Origin of the sequence: Paenibacillus auburnensis, assembly GCF_927798115.1 — a bacterium.
Lineage (GTDB): Bacteria > Bacillota > Bacilli > Paenibacillales > Paenibacillaceae > Paenibacillus_AQ > Paenibacillus_AQ auburnensis.
In genome coordinates this window covers 208,023-223,801 of the sequence record NZ_CAKMMG010000004.1, presented here as the reverse complement: position 1 = coordinate 223,801, position 15,779 = coordinate 208,023, and the positions used below count along the sequence as shown (strand labels likewise).

At 54.9% G+C, this 15,779-nt stretch carries 15 protein-coding genes; 9 read left to right on the top strand and 6 right to left on the bottom strand.

Translation table 11 applies throughout. The features are described 5' to 3' along the window. Positions 1–24 precede the first annotated feature (24 nt). Both L6H70_RS16625 and L6H70_RS16620 read left to right on the top strand, forming a co-directional pair. On the top strand, positions 25–555 hold the full coding sequence (locus L6H70_RS16625; protein WP_236334997.1) for a GNAT family N-acetyltransferase: 531 nt from the start codon (positions 25–27) through the stop codon (positions 553–555). Continuing rightward, positions 536–1,180: an MOSC domain-containing protein gene (locus L6H70_RS16620; RefSeq protein WP_341482750.1), complete on the top strand. Its 645-nt coding sequence runs from the start codon at positions 536–538 to the stop codon at positions 1,178–1,180. Before L6H70_RS16625 ends, L6H70_RS16620 begins: the two co-directional genes overlap by 20 nt. Positions 1,181–1,267: 87 nt before the next feature. On the opposite strand, the gene L6H70_RS16615 is transcribed toward L6H70_RS16620, so the two are convergent. Both L6H70_RS16615 and L6H70_RS16610 read right to left on the bottom strand, forming a co-directional pair. Continuing rightward, on the bottom strand, positions 1,268–1,816 hold the full coding sequence (locus tag L6H70_RS16615) for a GNAT family N-acetyltransferase (protein ID WP_236334992.1): 549 nt from the start codon (positions 1,814–1,816) through the stop codon (positions 1,268–1,270). A 39-nt stretch (positions 1,817–1,855) separates the two neighbouring features. Further along, a complete protein-coding gene (locus L6H70_RS16610) occupies positions 1,856–2,101 on the bottom strand; it encodes a DUF2164 domain-containing protein (RefSeq protein ID WP_206102326.1) in 246 nt (81 codons plus the stop codon). Positions 2,102–2,325: 224 nt separating this feature from the next. On the opposite strand from L6H70_RS16610, the gene L6H70_RS16605 reads away from it, so the two are divergent. Further along, complete coding sequence (locus tag L6H70_RS16605) at positions 2,326–4,026, top strand: glutamine--tRNA ligase/YqeY domain fusion protein (protein ID WP_206102325.1); 1,701 nt, start codon at positions 2,326–2,328, stop codon at positions 4,024–4,026. Between the two features lie 394 nt (positions 4,027–4,420). Here L6H70_RS16605 and L6H70_RS16600 read toward each other — a convergent pair whose 3' ends face one another. Beyond that, positions 4,421–5,101 (bottom strand): hypothetical protein, encoded by a 681-nt coding sequence (locus L6H70_RS16600; protein WP_236334990.1) that lies wholly within the window; start codon positions 5,099–5,101, stop codon positions 4,421–4,423. 311 nt (positions 5,102–5,412) lie between these two features. Next, positions 5,413–6,636, bottom strand: a complete 1,224-nt coding sequence (locus L6H70_RS16595; RefSeq protein ID WP_236334986.1) for an MFS transporter — start codon at positions 6,634–6,636, stop codon at positions 5,413–5,415. Positions 6,637–6,941: 305 nt separating this feature from the next. Here L6H70_RS16595 and mobA point away from each other — a divergent pair, with 305 nt between their 5' ends. The 4 genes from mobA (at position 6,942) to L6H70_RS16575 (ending at position 11,243) form a co-directional block, all read left to right on the top strand. Beyond that, the gene (mobA, locus tag L6H70_RS16590) at positions 6,942–7,589 is read left to right on the top strand and encodes a molybdenum cofactor guanylyltransferase (protein ID WP_236334984.1); all 648 of its coding nucleotides are present in this window, start codon (positions 6,942–6,944) and stop codon (positions 7,587–7,589) included. A 113-nt stretch (positions 7,590–7,702) separates the two neighbouring features. Beyond that, positions 7,703–9,571 carry an ABC transporter ATP-binding protein gene (locus L6H70_RS16585; protein ID WP_236334982.1) on the top strand — a complete coding sequence of 623 codons (1,869 nt, stop codon included), beginning with the start codon at positions 7,703–7,705 and terminating at the stop codon, positions 9,569–9,571. Beyond that, on the top strand, positions 9,501–10,178 hold the full coding sequence (locus tag L6H70_RS16580) for a response regulator transcription factor (protein ID WP_279306765.1): 678 nt from the start codon (positions 9,501–9,503) through the stop codon (positions 10,176–10,178). Before L6H70_RS16585 ends, L6H70_RS16580 begins: the two co-directional genes overlap by 71 nt. Further along, positions 10,179–11,243, top strand: coding sequence for a sensor histidine kinase (locus L6H70_RS16575; protein ID WP_236334979.1), 1,065 nt, complete (start codon positions 10,179–10,181; stop codon positions 11,241–11,243). Positions 11,244–11,296: 53 nt separating this feature from the next. Here L6H70_RS16575 and L6H70_RS16570 read toward each other — a convergent pair whose 3' ends face one another. Then, the gene (locus tag L6H70_RS16570; protein ID WP_236334977.1) at positions 11,297–12,799 is read right to left on the bottom strand and encodes an aminotransferase-like domain-containing protein; all 1,503 of its coding nucleotides are present in this window, start codon (positions 12,797–12,799) and stop codon (positions 11,297–11,299) included. 224 nt (positions 12,800–13,023) lie between these two features. Between L6H70_RS16570 and L6H70_RS16565 the strand changes: the two genes are divergently transcribed. Beyond that, entirely contained in the window at positions 13,024–13,635 is a 612-nt protein-coding gene (locus L6H70_RS16565; RefSeq protein ID WP_236334976.1) for a LysE/ArgO family amino acid transporter, read from the top strand. Positions 13,636–13,724: 89 nt separating this feature from the next. Here L6H70_RS16565 and moaA read toward each other — a convergent pair whose 3' ends face one another. Further along, positions 13,725–14,726, bottom strand: a complete 1,002-nt coding sequence (moaA, locus tag L6H70_RS16560; RefSeq protein ID WP_236334975.1) for a GTP 3',8-cyclase MoaA — start codon at positions 14,724–14,726, stop codon at positions 13,725–13,727. Between the two features lie 328 nt (positions 14,727–15,054). Between moaA and L6H70_RS16555 the strand changes: the two genes are divergently transcribed. Beyond that, entirely contained in the window at positions 15,055–15,750 is a 696-nt protein-coding gene (locus tag L6H70_RS16555; protein ID WP_236334974.1) for a TorD/DmsD family molecular chaperone, read from the top strand. The last annotated feature ends 29 nt before the right edge of the window (positions 15,751–15,779 follow it).

Genomic DNA, 15,779 nt, shown 5'->3' with positions numbered 1-15,779 from the left:
GGTAAGGCAAGGGGTGGAAGAGCTATGCAACAAATTAATGGAGGCCAGCTTACGATCCGGCCCTCCGAAATCAAGGATGCCCGGGAGCTGATCGTGCTGGACAACATGATCTGGACGGAGGATACGACGCCGGGCCCTTTGATGTGGCGCTCCCGTGAGGATTATCTGCTGCATGCGCCGCCAGGCTCCCAGCTGGTCGCCCTGCAGGGAGGGGAGCTTTGCGGGTATGTCGGTTTTGGCTGTCCGAGCGGCATGGAGAGTAACCGGCATGTGTGCGAGGTGAATATCGCCGTGCATCCGCGGTTTCAGCGGCAGGGCATTGGCGGCATGCTGATCGAAGCTATCAAACGTCATGCGGCAGCGCACGGAATCCGCAAGCTCCGTCTGCGGGTGTTGTCGAGTAATGAGCCGGCCTTAGTCTTTTACCGTAAATGCGGGTTTCACGAGGAGGGCCGGCTGAAGGATGAGTTCTATCTCAGCGGACATTATGTGGATGAAGTCTTTATGTGCTGTATGCTGACTGGAGGGAATGAGGATGGAAGTCATTTCGCTTAATGTAGGTAAGCCGGTAAAGGTGGACTACCGCGGTAAGCCACTGGAAACGGGGATTTACAAGCTGCCCGCGATGGGGCCGGTTCGTCTTCATACCGTGGGTTTCGACGGGGATGGACAGGCTGATCTGGTCAACCACGGCGGTCCGGACAAAGCGGTTTGTGTGTATCCGGTTGAGCATTATGCTTACTGGGAGGAGCAGCTGGGCAAGAAGCTGGAGTATTCCGCCTTCGGTGAGAATCTTACAGTCAGCGGACTGCTGGAGACGGAGGTCTGCATCGGGGATGTATACGAGATCGGCTCCTGTCTGCTGCAGGTCAGCCAGCCCCGGTTCCCCTGCTTCAAGCTCTCTCAGAAGCATGGTCCGGCCGATATGCCGGCCCAGGTGCTGGCTACAGGGTACAGCGGCTTCTATTTCCGGGTACTGCGTGAGGGCATGATTACTGCAGGTGACGCGATCGTTAAGCGGGAGTTCGGTGCAGGCAGCTTTCCGGTCAGACGGGTACTGTACCTGATGGAGCACGGGCGCACGGACCGGTCCGATTTGCCCGAACTCTCGGAGCTGGAGACTCTGTCTTTGGTAACCCGGGAAAAGTTCCGGAGATGGCTGGGTACAGAAGAGAGTTAGGTCAGAGGTAGCTGATTCCTGAGGTCTGTCAGGAAATAATTAAAAATGCCTGGAGTGACAAAGCCTCCAGGCATTTTTGTGCGCTGCTCAGCCGAGCAGCTTCCACTCGCTACGCAGCAGGCCATATACGGCGTGGTTCACATAGCCACCCGGAAGCTTTTCAGCTTGGCGCAGGACACCTTCGAACACAAAGCCTAGCCGTTCGGGGATCGCCCGGCTGGCTTTATTGCCGGTCGCACAGCGGATTTCGATCCGGTTCAGCTCCATTTCCAGCAGGGCGTAGTCAATGAAGGCCCGGCAGGCGCTGGTCATGTAGCCGTGACCCTCGTAGCCTTCGCCCAGCCAGTAGCCGATGCCGACTGAACGGCTCTGCCAGTCGATCTGATGATATCCGATAATGCCGGCCAGCTCATCCCGGACCCACAGTCCGGCGGTGAAGCCGCCATTTTCGCTGCCCTGCTTGACGGCATTTTGAATAAATGATGCGATATGGGCTTGTTCGGTTACTCCGTCGACCCAAGGCAGCCATTGCCGCAGCCGCAGCCGCGAGCGTTCGACCAGGGCGAACATCTGGCGGGCATGCTCCGGCATCAGCAGCTTCAGCACAAGCTCATCATCTATCACATAATTAAACATGCGGCTGCCTCCTTGTACGGCACAAGGCCGGTATGGTGCTTAACGCTTTTTCCATTCGAGGGCGTAAATGTCCTCCTCCAGTGACTGCATCCGTTGTACTGCAAGGGTGCGGCAGTCGCTGAGTGCGCCGTTATAGATGGCCGGTCCCAGTTCTTTCAGGAAGAATTCGAGCAGGTTATCCGCAGCGAGATGGCCGATCGTCTCTCCGCGTTCGGCTTCGAAGTAGGCACGGATATTTTCTGTAATCAGGTCGCGCTGCTCTTTAGGCAGCTTAATTGGCTTCATTGCGATAAGTCCCCCTTTTTAAATATCAGAAAGTATAAATGAGCAGATGAATGACAAAGCTTTATGATTTCCATGCTACTCCATCGCCTCGAGGGAAGTCAAAGGGCTATCCGGGATGGCTTAATTCCCCATTTCATTGATCATTCTACGGTTAACGGGTATATTAATAGGAAACATGTTCATACAAGGTAGAAGTAATATTACAGAACGAGAGGTTGATAGCTGTGGAGAACCGTGGAACACCCTCCAATTTCATCAAGAATGTCATTACCGAAGATTTGAGCTCAGGTAAAGTAAAGGAAGTGGTTACCCGCTTTCCGCCGGAGCCGAACGGTTATTTACATATCGGACATGCCAAGGCGATCTGGATTAACTTTACACTGGCTGATGAATTCGGCGGCAAGACCAATTTGCGCTTCGACGATACGAACCCGCTGAAAGAGGATACGGAATATGTAAATTCGATTCAGGAGGACGTGAAGTGGCTCGGTTACGAATGGGATGAGCTGCGGTTTGCCTCTGATTATTTCGGGGAAATGTACGAACGCGCTGAACTGCTGATCCGGAAGGGCAAAGCCTATGTGGATGACCTCTCGGCCGATCAAATCCGTGAGCTTCGCGGCACATTGACGGAGCCCGGCAAGAACAGCCCGTACCGTGAGCGAAGTAGCGAAGAGAGCCTGGATCTGTTCCGGCGCATGCGTGCAGGCGAGTTCAAGGACGGCGAGAAGGTGCTGCGCGCCAAGATTGACATGGCTTCGCCAAATATCAATCTGCGTGACCCGGTGATTTACCGGATTTCGCACTCCCACCACCATAATACAGGCGATACCTGGTGCATTTATCCAATGTATACCTTCGCACATCCGCTGGAGGATGCCATTGAAAGTGTGACCCACTCCCTGTGTTCCCTGGAGTTCGAGGATCAGCGCCCGTTCTATGACTGGGTTATTGCAGAATGTGAGATGCCGGCTGTGCCGCATCAATACGAATTCGGGCGCCTTAACCTCGCCCAGACGGTAACAAGCAAACGCAAGCTGAAGCTGCTCGTGGATGAAGGCCATGTGGACGGCTGGGATGATCCCCGCATGCCGACCATTTCCGGACTGCGCCGCCGGGGATATACTCCGGAAGCCATCCGCAGCTTCGTGCATGAGACCGGTATTTCCAAAAGCCAGGGCCTTGTGGACCTGCAGATGCTGGAGCATTTCATCCGTGAGGATCTGAAGCTGACCGTGCCCCGGACGATGGCCGTGCTGCGGCCGCTGAAGGTGGTTATCACGAATTATCCGGAAGGCCAGACGGAATATTTTGAGATTGAGAATAATGTGGAGAACCCTGAAATGGGCAACCGCCAGATTCCATTCTCCCGGGAAATCTATATTGAGCGTGATGATTTCATGGAGATTCCGCCGAACAAATATTTCCGCCTGTTCCCGGGCAACGAAGTGCGCCTGAAGAATGCCTATTTCATCAAGTGCAACGAGTTCATTAAAGACGAGAACGGTGAAGTTGTGGAGCTGCACTGCACGTATGATCCGGAGACGCGGAGCGGCAGCGGATTTACCGGCCGTAAGGTCAAGGGTACCCTGCACTGGGTGGATGCCAGCCAGGCCGTTCCGGCGGAATTCCGCCTCTACGAGCCGCTGATTTCCGCTGAAGAAGCCGATGCAGAGGCCGAAGTTGAAGGTCTTGAGCCATCCGCCGACAAGCCGGAGCCAAGCTTCCTGGATCAGCTCAACCCAAAATCCATCGAGATCCTGCAGGGCTTCGTGGAACCGGGGCTGAAGGACAGCGTACCACAGGACAAGTTCCAATTCTTCCGCCACGGTTACTTCAACGTGGACAGCAAATATTCGACCCCTGGACATCCCGTGTTCAATCTGGTCGTTTCGCTGAAAAGCTCGTTCCAGCCCGCTAAATAAGGCTGAATTATTAGAGGCTGTCTCCCCATTTATCAATGGTGGGGACAGCCTCTTTGTTTGCTCTCAGCACGTGTTCTGGTCACTAACTGCGGCTGAAGTGGCGGTATAAGGGCCACGGAATCCGGCCGGATAGGGGGCGGCGGGTAGGAACGGAGGTATAAGTGCCTCTGATTCGGCGCCCTAGCCCACTTTCCTTAAAATCAGAGGTATAAGTACCTCTGATTCGTCCACCCAGCTCACTTTCCGTAAAATCAGAGGTATAAGTACCTCTGATTCGGCGAGCTGGTCCACTTTCCGCGAAATCAGAGGTATAAGTGCCTCTGATTCGTCCAGCTGGCCCGCTTTTCGTAAAATCAGAGGTATTAGTACCTCTGACCCGCCGACTAGCTACAAATTACCATATCTCATTATCCAATAATGAGTGAATATACTCATACCGGCAGATCCTATTACTGCCCTCGGCTGGTAGAGGTCTGAATTTCCCCTTATTACACAGCTGCTTCATGAATTTTCTTATTGTACGCGGATTGACTCCAAGCTCATTTACCAGATCAACAGGGCGGATCAGCCCGTTAGAGTGTGCCGCCATGCGCAAAATGTCCTTTTCCAGCCTTGTATACTGACTCCTCTCACCATCTGGATTTTTCAGCAAATATGGAATTAGCAAAGATTTAAACAGGGATATCGTCAGCTCCGGCATGGATTCCAGATCATCGTATGGAACCGAAACAACGCGATATCCGGCGATTTGCAGATAGGTTTCTCGATTTAATTCCTGCCGGTACCGGGTCCGGTCCGTGTGCTGCACATGGGGCCCATAGCCTTTTATCTCGATGGCAAACTTCACTTGACCCGGTTTCCACACCAAATCAACAAAATATGGCCGCCCCCGCCAATCTGAAACCTCATACTCCGGGTGCAGATCGTCCAGATGACCAAAAATGGGCCACCACACCCGCTCCACAAACATTCGCTCACCATGACCATGCCCACGTTCCAGCCGGTCCAGACGTTCCCCGGTTCTCCGCCGTTTATGGCGGTCCAGCCATTTCTGATGTTCTTCGGTAAACCCCATTGCGCATCTTCCTCCTCTGGCACAAAAAAGTCCCGCACCCCAATGAAGCATGGAGTACGGGACGTTCTTCGTCCGTTTTTTTTGATTATAGGTCGCAATATTTGCTGGCGTCAATGACATACGGCCAAGCATGCTGCTCTAGATATTCATCCGTGCCAACGAAATAATCCCTTAATTGTGAGGGGGGATTAAGCGCCTAAGTAACTTTGGGTACTACCTTCTCCCATTCCACGTTTTTACACTCCGCATTATGTCTCTGGATGAGCGCTATATAGGCTGTTATACTGCAGCCGGCCGCACTCCGTTGACTCTCAATGCTCGAAATCCGATAATTCATCCTCGTGCTCTGCCGGAGGCCGGTAACCCCCGCGGCTGACGAATAGACCCATTATGCCGAAGCCGAGTGTTCCGATGAAGGTAAGGAATACGCCGGACTGATACATGCTTTGCGCCCCGAGGTTCTGGTACAGCCATCCGCCCAGCACGCCGCCAAGAATGCCCGAAATCCCGCTCCAGGTCAGGGTGTAAAGGGCCTGTCCCGAAGAACGGTACGGCTTCGGGACGAGCAGCATCGTGAGCTGTGTGCCGACATAGAAGAATCCGCCGAAGGTAATGCAGTGCAGAATCTGGATCATGGCTACCTGAAGCGGCGTTGTCGACCCGGCCATCAGCCACCAGCGTACAAGGAACAAGGCGCTTACCGCGGCCAGCAGGCCGAGCAGTACAGAAATTTGGCGTTTCAGGAAGCGGTCGCACAGCACCAGAACCCCAATTTCAAGTATGGCGGAGAGGAATACGGCAAGTCCGATCATGGTTTTGCTACCGCCAAGCTCGGTGATGTACAGCGACACAAAGGTGTTGTTCATTGTATTGGGGATGGACACCAGGATGCCGAAGAAGATGAAGCACAGAAAGAACGGATTATAAAAAATTTGCCGGAAGCCCTTAAACGGCAGCGGGGCAATCCCGATCGAGTGGTTCAGCCTCGGCAGCGAAACCAGTGCGAGCATGGCCAAACATAGCAGTGCCGCGAACAGATAGGACAGCACGGAAACACCTGCCCATTCGATCACCGGACCAGCCAGAATCGCGGTCAGCGCCCAGCCGAGCGATCCCCACAGCCGGAAGGAGCTGAAACGGTGACTGGTGCCTTCGATATAGCTGAGAATCATCGTGTTGCTCTGGGCGAACAGCGGTCCCTGAAAGAAGTAAAAGAAAAGAATGGAGATATAAATCATCTCATATGTATGCGCTTGAAACACAAGCTGCGATAAGACCAGCGTTCCTGTCAGCATGACGAGGACGATCCGCCGGATATTCTGATACTTGTCACTCCAAATGCCCCAGAACGGGTTGGCCACAATGGAAACCAGCGCGCCTACGGACATCAGGCTTCCGATCTCGACCTTGTTCATTCCGACATCCTGCAGGTAGAGCGGAAAGAAGCTGGTAAAGAGCACAACAGTCCCGTACACAAAGAAGTTAAACCATTTCAGAGAGGTGAACGATTGCTGCTTATTAAAATTCTCCCGCAAATTTGGCACTCCTTTCCCGCCAGATGCCTTGCATTTATTGACAGCGCTATAGAATAGGCCGCTTCTATCACTGTAACATTTGTTGAAAAGGGATACAAACCAAGTTTTTGGACGCTTTTCTGAGAGGGAGTCTAATAGTCGAATTACAGCTCCCGGCAGTCTTTGATGTCCGCCCGAAAGGGCATTAGACAACGATCTGTCTTCACACAGCAAAGTCTGATACGATAACCCTAGATGGGAATGGGATTGTTAAAGATTGGACCGTTCTACAAAAATAAAAAATTCCAGCAGGAGGACAGGACAGGATGCCACAGTATACGGGAATTCTTTTGACAGGGGGGGCCTCGAGGCGGATGGGCAGTGACAAAGCGCTGCTTGAGCTTGCCGGAAGACCCGTGATTGCCAGGCTGGCAGACGAGCTGTCAAGCCTGGCCGGCAGCACGGTCATTGCCTGCGGCCCCTGGGAGCGGCGGGAGTACAGCTTCCTCGGGCTGCCGCAGATTGCCGATGAATATCAGGGCTGCGGCCCCCTGGCCGGATTACATGCAGCGCTTACCCATTCCCAGAGTGAATGGAATCTGGTCGCCGCCTGTGATCTGCCGTTTGCTTCTGCGGAGTTCCTGCAGTATATACTCCGCTATCATGCACAGGCTTATCCGCAGGACAACGGAAAAGCGGGCGGACACGGGGCAGATGCTGCTGTTGCTGTATCCTGCCAAGGCCGGGTACAGCCCCTGCTCGGTCTGTACCATAAGCGGGCGCTTCCGGCACTCGAAGCCGCGCTTAGCGCCGGGAATTTCAAGGTGATGGATTTTCTTGAGAAGCTGGATGTTCTCTATGTGCCGGAAACTGGCTTTTCGTCAGCCCCGCAGGAACCTTCCCCTTTGTACAACATGAACACACCGGAGGATTATGCCGCCGCCCTGCTGGCGCATCGTCCTGCAAACGGGTAGTATTTTTCGGATATCCGTTTAACTTCAGTTTAAATTGCAAGCCTATTATAGTGGCCAGGCGGAGAAGCGTGTAATGGCTCCCAAAGATTAATCCGCCAGAAAAGAGGATTCCGATGGAGAATACTAAATCCCGGCAGAAACGGCAGGGTGCGGCGATGAAGCCGTTCCTGAAGCTGCTGCATCAGACGAAACCTTCCTACGGCCTGCTTACGCTCGCTGTGCTGCTCAGTATGATCTCAACCCTGGTTGGCCTTGTCATCCCTATGTTTACTAAGAATCTAGTTGACGGCTTCTCCATTTCGTCGATCAGCAAGCTGCAGATTGCCGGAATCGCCGGTGCTTTTATCGCCCAGACGATTGCCGGGGGTATCTCGATCTATTTGCTGAACTATGTGGGGCAGAAGACTGTAGCTGCGCTGCGCGACCGGCTGTGGCGCAAGTTCCTCGTCCTGCCGGTGTCCTATTTCAACGATAACCGCACAGGCGAAAGCGTCAGCCGGATGACGAATGATACCGGGATTCTCAAAACGCTCATCTCAGAGCATCTGGCCAGCCTGTTCACCGGCGTCATTTCGATTGTCGGCTCGATTTCCGTGCTGCTGTACCTGAACTGGAAAATGACGCTGGTGCTGTTCACGGTGCTTCCGTTATCCGCACTCATTCTTATCCCGCTGGGCCGGCAGATGTACAAGATTTCCAAAGGAACGCAGGACGAAACGGCCTCTTTTACCGCTACGCTTAGCGGGGTACTCTCGGAAATCCGGCTGGTGAAATCCTCCGGGGCGGAACAGCGGGAATATGAGGCCGGACGGACCGGAATTATGAATCTGCTCTCTTTTGGCATCCGGGAAGGTAAAATCAGTGCGATGATCAGTCCGCTAGTCTCGTTCGTGTTCATGATGCTGCTGGTGGTGATTATCGGCTACGGGGGGATGCAGGTATCTTCCGGCGCTTTGACCGCAGGGGAACTGGTCGCTTTTATCCTGTATCTGATCCAGATTGTAATGCCGCTTACCCAGCTGACCCAGTTCTTTACCCAAATCCAGAAGGCCAAAGGCGCTTCGGAACGGATCATTGAAACGCTGACAGTGGAGGAAGAAGTATATGAAGGGGCAGAGGAAGCCGTTCAGGTGGAAGCTCCTATTATTATAGAAGACCTAAGCTTTGGATATAAGTCAGGAGAGCAGGTGCTGGATAAACTCAGCTTTACGATGCAGCCGGGCCAGGTTACAGCGATTGTCGGCCCGAGCGGCGGCGGGAAAACCACTTTATTTTCACTGCTGGAGCGGTTCTATCAACCGGATCATGGTGGTATTAAACTGGGCAGTAAGCCTGTATCCACGTTCTCACTGCGTTCCTGGCGGAAGCTGATCGGGTACGTCTCCCAGGAGAGTCCGCTGCTCGCCGGCACGATTGCTGATAATCTCGGCTACGGGCTGGACCGGGAGGTTAGTGAGGCGGAAATGCGCCGCGCGGCGGAGATGGCTTATGCCGACAAGTTCATTGAGGAGCTGCCGGACGGATATCAGACCGATGTCGGCGAGCGCGGCGTGAAGCTGTCCGGAGGTCAACGCCAGCGGATTGCCATTGCCCGGGCGCTGCTGCGTGATCCGCAGATTCTGATGCTGGATGAGGCGACCTCCAGTCTGGACAGCCAGTCCGAGGCAGTGGTACAGAAGGCCCTGTCGAATCTGATGAAAGGCCGGACGACGATTGTCATTGCCCACCGGCTGGCAACGGTCGTGAACGCGGATCAGATTGTTTTTATGGAAAAAGGCCGGATTACCGGCAGAGGCACCCATGAAGAACTGCTGCGCAGTCATGAGCTGTACCGTGAATTCGCGGCGCAGCAGCTGCAAATGAACACACCGGAGCCGGAGAATGGCCTGGCAGAGGAGGTATCAGCTGATCATGCCCAAAATACTGGTGGTAGACGACGATCCGCACATCCGCGAATTGGTGGAAGTCTTTCTGAGAGCTGAGGGAATCGACGAAGTATACAGTGCTTCTGATGGCGTAGAGGCTATGAGGCTGCTAGAGGACAAGAGTGCAGATTTGGCCATTATTGATGTAATGATGCCGAAGATGGACGGCTGGGAGCTGTGCCGCGAGCTGCGCAGACGCTATGATTTTCCGATTCTGATGCTAACGGCCAAAGGGGAGACCTCGCAGATCGTCAAAGGCTTTGAGCTGGGCACGGATGATTATCTGGTCAAACCGTTTGAGCCGCTGGTGCTGATAGCCAGAGTAAGGGCGCTGCTGAAGCGGTATCAGATTTCCGCCGCGCAGAGCGTCATGGTCGGCCGCTTACGGATGAACCGCAAAACCTATGAGGTGTCTTCGGAGTCGGGCGAGCTCACCCTGCCGCTTAAGGAATTCGAACTGCTGTTTAAATTGGCCAGCTATCCCGGCCAGACGCTGACGCGCGACCGGCTGATCGAAGAAATCTGGGGGTATGATTTTGAGGGTAATGAACGGACGCTGGATGTGCATGTGGGACGGCTGCGCGAGCGGTTTCCCCGGGAAACTTGCGGGTTCACCATCCGCACGCTCCGCGGGCTGGGCTACCGCCTGGAGGTGGATAAATAGATGAGGGATAGCAGAGCCGGGGAGATTATAAAAGCGATTATGGGAATCCTCGTGATGCTTACAGGCTTCTATCTTTCCTGGAACGTCGGGTATTTCGGGCTGAAGCTGTTGGAGAAGCATTTTAACTGGTCCCTTACGCCATATAAGTCCCAGCTGCTGACCATGGTGCTGCAGCTGCTCATTCTGTTCCTGCTGGCCGGAACCGCAGCGCTGATCGGACGCCTGAGAGGGGACGAAAGAGCCTTTTATATCCCGATCATTACCGCGATGCGGCAAATTTCCAAGGGAAATTTCAAGGTGGAGCTGGAGAACAGCAAACGCTACGGGCAGTTCGGCAGCATCGTGGAGGGAATTAACGAGATGGCCAGCGAACTGAGCCGGATGGAGATCATGCGCCAGGATTTCATCTCCAATGTCTCGCATGAGATCCAGTCACCGCTGACCTCCATCCGCGGCTTCGCCCGCGCGCTCCAGAATGAGGAGCTGAGTGCAGAGAGCAGGCGGCATTATCTGGACATTATCGAAGCGGAGGCCAGCCGCCTGTCGGGACTCAGCGACAACCTGCTGAAGCTGTCTCTACTTGAGGCGGGCAGCTTCCCGTTCGAAGGAAAGCCCTACCGGCTGGACAAGCAGCTGCGTGAGATGGTTCTAGCCTCGGAGCCGCAGTGGCTGGACAAGGATATCGAAGTGGAAGCTGAGCTTGAGGAGACGGTTGTCTATGCCGTTCAGGATCTCATGAGCCAGGTGTGGACCAATCTGCTGCATAACAGCATCAAATTCACTCCGCAGGGCGGGCGGATTGCTGTCCGGCTTAAGACGCTGGAGCAAGGGATTGAGGTTGAGATCCGGGACAGCGGAATCGGCATCACCGAGGAGGAGCTGCCGCGGATTTTTGAGCGTTTCTACAAGGTAGACAAAGCCAGGAGCGTCAGCGGAGGCGGAAGCGGGCTGGGACTGTCACTGGTGAAGAAAATTGTCGATCTCCACGAAGGCAGCATTAATGTAACAAGCCGCCCCGGTGAGGGGACGGCTTTTGTAGTCCGGCTGCCGCAGCAGCTTAAATAGTATGTCACAAGACATCAAATGACCCATAGGGTGCAGTGCCAGCCCTATGATTGTCAGTTGATGTTTTGTTTGATTATGCCTGCTAAAGCCGGTAAGCCGCGGCTTAGCTCTTCAGGCGATGCATAGGCGTAAGACAGCCGGAGATGCCGGCTGTCCCCACGGTCGTACAGATCCCCGGTATTCAGCAGCAGTCCGGCCTGAAGCGCTGCTGTAAAGAGCCGGCGAAGCGGCATCGGCTGGTGCAGCGAAAGCCAGATATAGAAGCCTCCGGCCGGAATGCTCCATGTGGCCAGCTCTGTGAAATGGGCCTGAAGCAGCTGCAGCATGAATTCGCGCCGCTCGCGCAGCTTGCCGCGCAGCACCATCAGATGCTCCTCGTGATAACCCCCATCAAGCCACCGTGCAGCGGCGAGCTGTGACAGGGAGCTTGCGCCGTAATCGGTCTGCATCTTAATGTCGGCGAGCCGGCGGATGACCGGCTCCGGGCCGACGATCCAGCCGATGCGCAGGCCCGGACTGGCTGCTTTGGAGAGTGTGCCCAGATGCAGCACTCTTCCTTCACGGTCGAGTGCCTTCAGCGGCGGTGGCGGCGGGGAATCAAGCCACAGCTCCTGATAAGCTCCGTCTTCGAGAATGGGCAGTCCAAGCCCGCCTGTTATCTCCATTAACGACTGCCGCCGCTCTCTATCCATGACAATCCCTGTAGGATTATGGAAGCTGGGAATGGTATAGAGCATTGCCGCCTTAGTACGCAAGGCTTCCGTTGCGATGTGCCTGGTAAGCAATCCGCCCTGATCCATAGGCAGGCCGCTGAATTTCACGCCTGCAGACTGAAAGGCATGAATGGAATACAGGTAGGACGGCTTCTCCAGCAGGATGGTTGAGCCGCGGGGCAGCAGGCCCAGCGCGATCAGCTGCAGGCCCTGGAGCGCGCCGGAGGTAATCAGAATGGAGGCGGGGTCCGCTGTAATTCCGCTTTTGAGCAGCTCTCGGCTTACGGCGCGGCGGAGGGAGGAGCTGCCCAGCGGCTCCTCATAGGACAGCGGCGGCAGTGGCCCGGCGGCCAGCACCCGGGTCATGGCCGCTCCGGGCAGCAGCCCGGGCGCAGGCTCGCCGGTGCCGAGCCGGATCAGTCCCGGCTCATACTCCAGCCGGTTGATGGCCTGTACTGCAGGCAGATTGGGGTAGTGGGTGCCCTCCTCCAAGTAGTCATTCCAATTGCCGAAGAGCTTAGCGCCTTCAGCCTTCCCGTCAGCCTGCACAGCGGTGACCCGGGTTCCGCCGCCGCGTCTGCCTTCAATGAGTCCCTGATCAGCCAGTACCCCCAGCGCAGTTACTAAAGTGCTGCGGTTGACACCAAGCTGGCGGCAGAGCTCGCGCTGCGGGGCCAGCCTCATGCCTGGAGGCCAGGCACCGCTGCTGATTTTGGCCATGAAGAAGGCAGAAATTTGCCTGTGCAGCGGCAGGGGCGAAGCCGGATCGGGCGCCCATTCTCTCTGTGTATCCGCAAGCGGGGAAGTTGAAGCCGGACGGTTTGACGGATGTTCAGGTCTCAATGAACAGGCTCCTTTTTGGTAAGATAAATAACGGGTCCGCGACCGGACACTTATAACCGGAGTATATCATGCATTGAAGGCATTTCAGAATTTGGTCGGGTGTTTCCTCGGAGTTTGGATGGTTACCTGAGTATAGGCGCGGGTGTAAGATCAGTACTGCCGCGGAAGGCTGAAGCTGACCGCGCACAGTCAAGCGTATGCGCAGATGAAAGGAAGCCGGAAGGATGACACATGCTATTGTACACGGAATACTCTTGGCCTTTGGACTGATTTTACCACTGGGTGTGCAGAATATATTTGTTTTCAACCAGGGAGCATTGCATCCCCGGTTTCGCAGTGTACTCCCTGTGGTTATAACCGCGGCTCTGTGTGATACGCTGCTCATCGGTGCTGCTGTCGGAGGGGTCTCACTGCTGCTTCTGACACTGGAATGGCTGACACCTGTTGTTTATGGTGCGGGGGTTCTTTTCCTGATGTTCATGGGCTGGCAGATATGGTCGGCTGCTCCAGCTGCAGGGAACATGAAACGCCTCTCCCCTAAAGGGCAGATTGGCTATGCCTTGTCCGTATCTCTGTTGAACCCGCATGCCCTGCTGGACACAGTGGGTGTCATCGGTACAGGCTCCCTCGGCTATGAGGGAGTGGAGCGCTGGGGGTTCGCCGCAGCAACCGCCGGAGTGTCCTGGGTATGGTTCCTGGGCTTGGCGGGAGCGGGAAGGATGCTTGGACGGGCGGATACCTCAGGCAGGCTGATCCGGCTGATGAATCAGGGGTCGGCTTTGCTGGTCTGGGCCATTGCGATCTATATGAGTCTTCAGTTGTGGAAAACATTGTAGGCGTGGATGTAACTTGGGTAATTAAATAATCAAAACAGATCCCCTCCTGATGCAGGAGGGGATCTGTTTGCTCTGCGTATATACCAGCGTTATCCGCCGATCTGCGACATGCGCCGCGCGGTCGGAGTATGGCTTTGTGCCTTTTTCTCCAGTGCCAGCGCCATCTCGTGATTATGGGGCTTGTTGCCGAGCGCCTTGCGGAATAATGCCTGCACGGCGGCAGGATCCTGAACGAGTGGGCGGACATTGTATTCATCCGCCCAGTACAGGCAGGCCTTGATGTGGCCGTCAGCCGTCAGCCGCAGCCGGTTGCAGTTGTCGCAGAAATGCTCGCTGACCGGATGGATCAGCCCGAAGGTGCCGCGTGCCCCGACGACACGCCGGTTCTGCGAAGGGCCGTTCCCGGAAGGCATGTCTGCTTCCTCGGTCTCCCAGCCTGCAGCGGTGCATGCCTCAACGACAGTCTCCAGCGGCAGATAAGTCTGCCGCCAGGAGTCGCTTGCGCTGCCGATCGGCATGTACTCGATGAAGCGCACGTTCAGCGGGCTGTTCAGGGTGAGTGAGATGAAATCCTTGATTTCATCATCATTAATGCCTTTCATCAGCACGACATTCAGCTTGATCGGAGAGAGTCCGGCAGCCTCGGCAGCCTCGATGCCCTTCAGGACCTTGGCGACATCGCCTCCGCGCGTAATCATCGAGAAGCGGTCCTGCTTCAGAGAGTCCAGGCTGATGTTCACCCGTGACAGTCCTGCCTGCTTCAGAAGTAGGGCTTTTGCGGGAAGCATCAGGCCATTGGTGGTCAGCGATATATCATCAATGCCCGGTATGGCGGCAATCATGGCTACAAGCTGCTCCAGATCCTTGCGGACCAGCGGTTCTCCGCCGGTGAGCCGCACCTTGCTCAGCCCGAGGGGCGCCAGCGCCTCCACCACAGCGGTAATCTCCTCATAACTCAAAATCTCGTCCTGCGGCTGGAATTGCATTCCCTCCGCCGGCATACAATAAATGCAGCGCAGGTTGCAGCGGTCGGTAACCGAAATGCGGATATAGTCATGTAAACGTCCAAAAGGGTCCGTCAGCGGTTCCATAGGCCTCTCCCTTCAGTTGTTGCATTTTTATTTAAATTTTAAAGATTACCATGGCTCCCGTCAATCTATAACCCATCTAAATAATAGGGGACAGAAGCAGAAAGGCACAGGCTAATTTTGACAGAAGTGCGACAATTTAAGTTATTGGTCATAGAATGCTCACTGAAAGCGCTTAACATTTTCGATATAATAAAGGTGCCCAAGAATTAGGGCTTGGCGATGATGTTGACCTTATGCGAAAGAATACAGCTATGATACCGGAAGCGCGGCAGTTATTAAGCTCCTTAAAGGCTTGCGCCTCGGTCAAACCAATAGGGAGGTTTTACAAATGACGATACCAACTGTTCCAGCGCTTGTCGTTCCGGAGGTTTTTAGCCGCTGGCTGGAGAGCCGGGGATTAATATATCAGATCTTAGTTGATTTTTACGGCCGTAAACCATCGCTTTCACTCGTTGCCCGGTGGAGTACCAACCGCCAAATGGCCGTGGCTGCTGAAATGACGGAGGGTGGACGGGAATTGAAACGCTACCTGTGCAGCCAGAACCCGTCAGAGCTACCGATGATCTGCGAGAAGGAGACCCTTGAATACACCCGGCTGATGAATGAGCGTCCGGTAAGCCTATTTGTTGCACGCGAAGCAGCGGAGCTCGGCCGTGAGCAGGAGTTCTGCAATGTACTCTCCGATGTCTATGCCTCGGCGGGGATTGTCTTCAAGAAATGCAGCGGGGAAGCGGATGACCATATTGCGATTGAGCTTGAATTCATGGCGGTGATGCATGAGCGGATGCTGTTTAACAGCTTCTCCATCCGCAGCGCCATGGAGCTGCTGGACATTCAGGAACGGTTCCTTGAAGAGCATTTGCTGAAATGGACACCGCAGTTCTGCAGCCGTTTTAACGCGGCAACGGACAGTCCGCTCTATCTGGGCCTCAGCCATATGCTTGAGGAATTCCTGCCGCAGGATCTGCAGATGCTGCGGGCCTGGAGAGCTTCACTGGAGAGCAGCGCGGCAACGATGGCCTAAGCCTGAGAAGATAAATAAGCTGGCAAGCA

What these genes read in the sequence shown, in the direction of transcription:
- L6H70_RS16625 (WP_236334997.1), top strand. Translation starts at nt 25, where the DNA reads ATGCAACAAATTAATGGAGGCCAGCTTACGATCCGGCCCTCCGAAATC.
- L6H70_RS16620 (WP_341482750.1), top strand. Translation starts at nt 536, where the DNA reads ATGGAAGTCATTTCGCTTAATGTAGGTAAGCCGGTAAAGGTGGACTAC.
- L6H70_RS16615 (WP_236334992.1), bottom strand. Translation starts at nt 1,816, where the DNA reads ATGTTTAATTATGTGATAGATGATGAGCTTGTGCTGAAGCTGCTGATG.
- L6H70_RS16610 (WP_206102326.1), bottom strand. Translation starts at nt 2,101, where the DNA reads ATGAAGCCAATTAAGCTGCCTAAAGAGCAGCGCGACCTGATTACAGAA.
- L6H70_RS16600 (WP_236334990.1), bottom strand. Translation starts at nt 5,101, where the DNA reads ATGGGGTTTACCGAAGAACATCAGAAATGGCTGGACCGCCATAAACGG.
- mobA (WP_236334984.1), top strand. Translation starts at nt 6,942, where the DNA reads ATGCCACAGTATACGGGAATTCTTTTGACAGGGGGGGCCTCGAGGCGG.
- L6H70_RS16585 (WP_236334982.1), top strand. Translation starts at nt 7,703, where the DNA reads ATGGAGAATACTAAATCCCGGCAGAAACGGCAGGGTGCGGCGATGAAG.
- L6H70_RS16580 (WP_279306765.1), top strand. Translation starts at nt 9,501, where the DNA reads ATGCCCAAAATACTGGTGGTAGACGACGATCCGCACATCCGCGAATTG.
- L6H70_RS16575 (WP_236334979.1), top strand. Translation starts at nt 10,179, where the DNA reads ATGAGGGATAGCAGAGCCGGGGAGATTATAAAAGCGATTATGGGAATC.
- L6H70_RS16565 (WP_236334976.1), top strand. Translation starts at nt 13,024, where the DNA reads ATGACACATGCTATTGTACACGGAATACTCTTGGCCTTTGGACTGATT.
- moaA (WP_236334975.1), bottom strand. Translation starts at nt 14,726, where the DNA reads ATGGAACCGCTGACGGACCCTTTTGGACGTTTACATGACTATATCCGC.
- L6H70_RS16555 (WP_236334974.1), top strand. Translation starts at nt 15,055, where the DNA reads ATGACGATACCAACTGTTCCAGCGCTTGTCGTTCCGGAGGTTTTTAGC.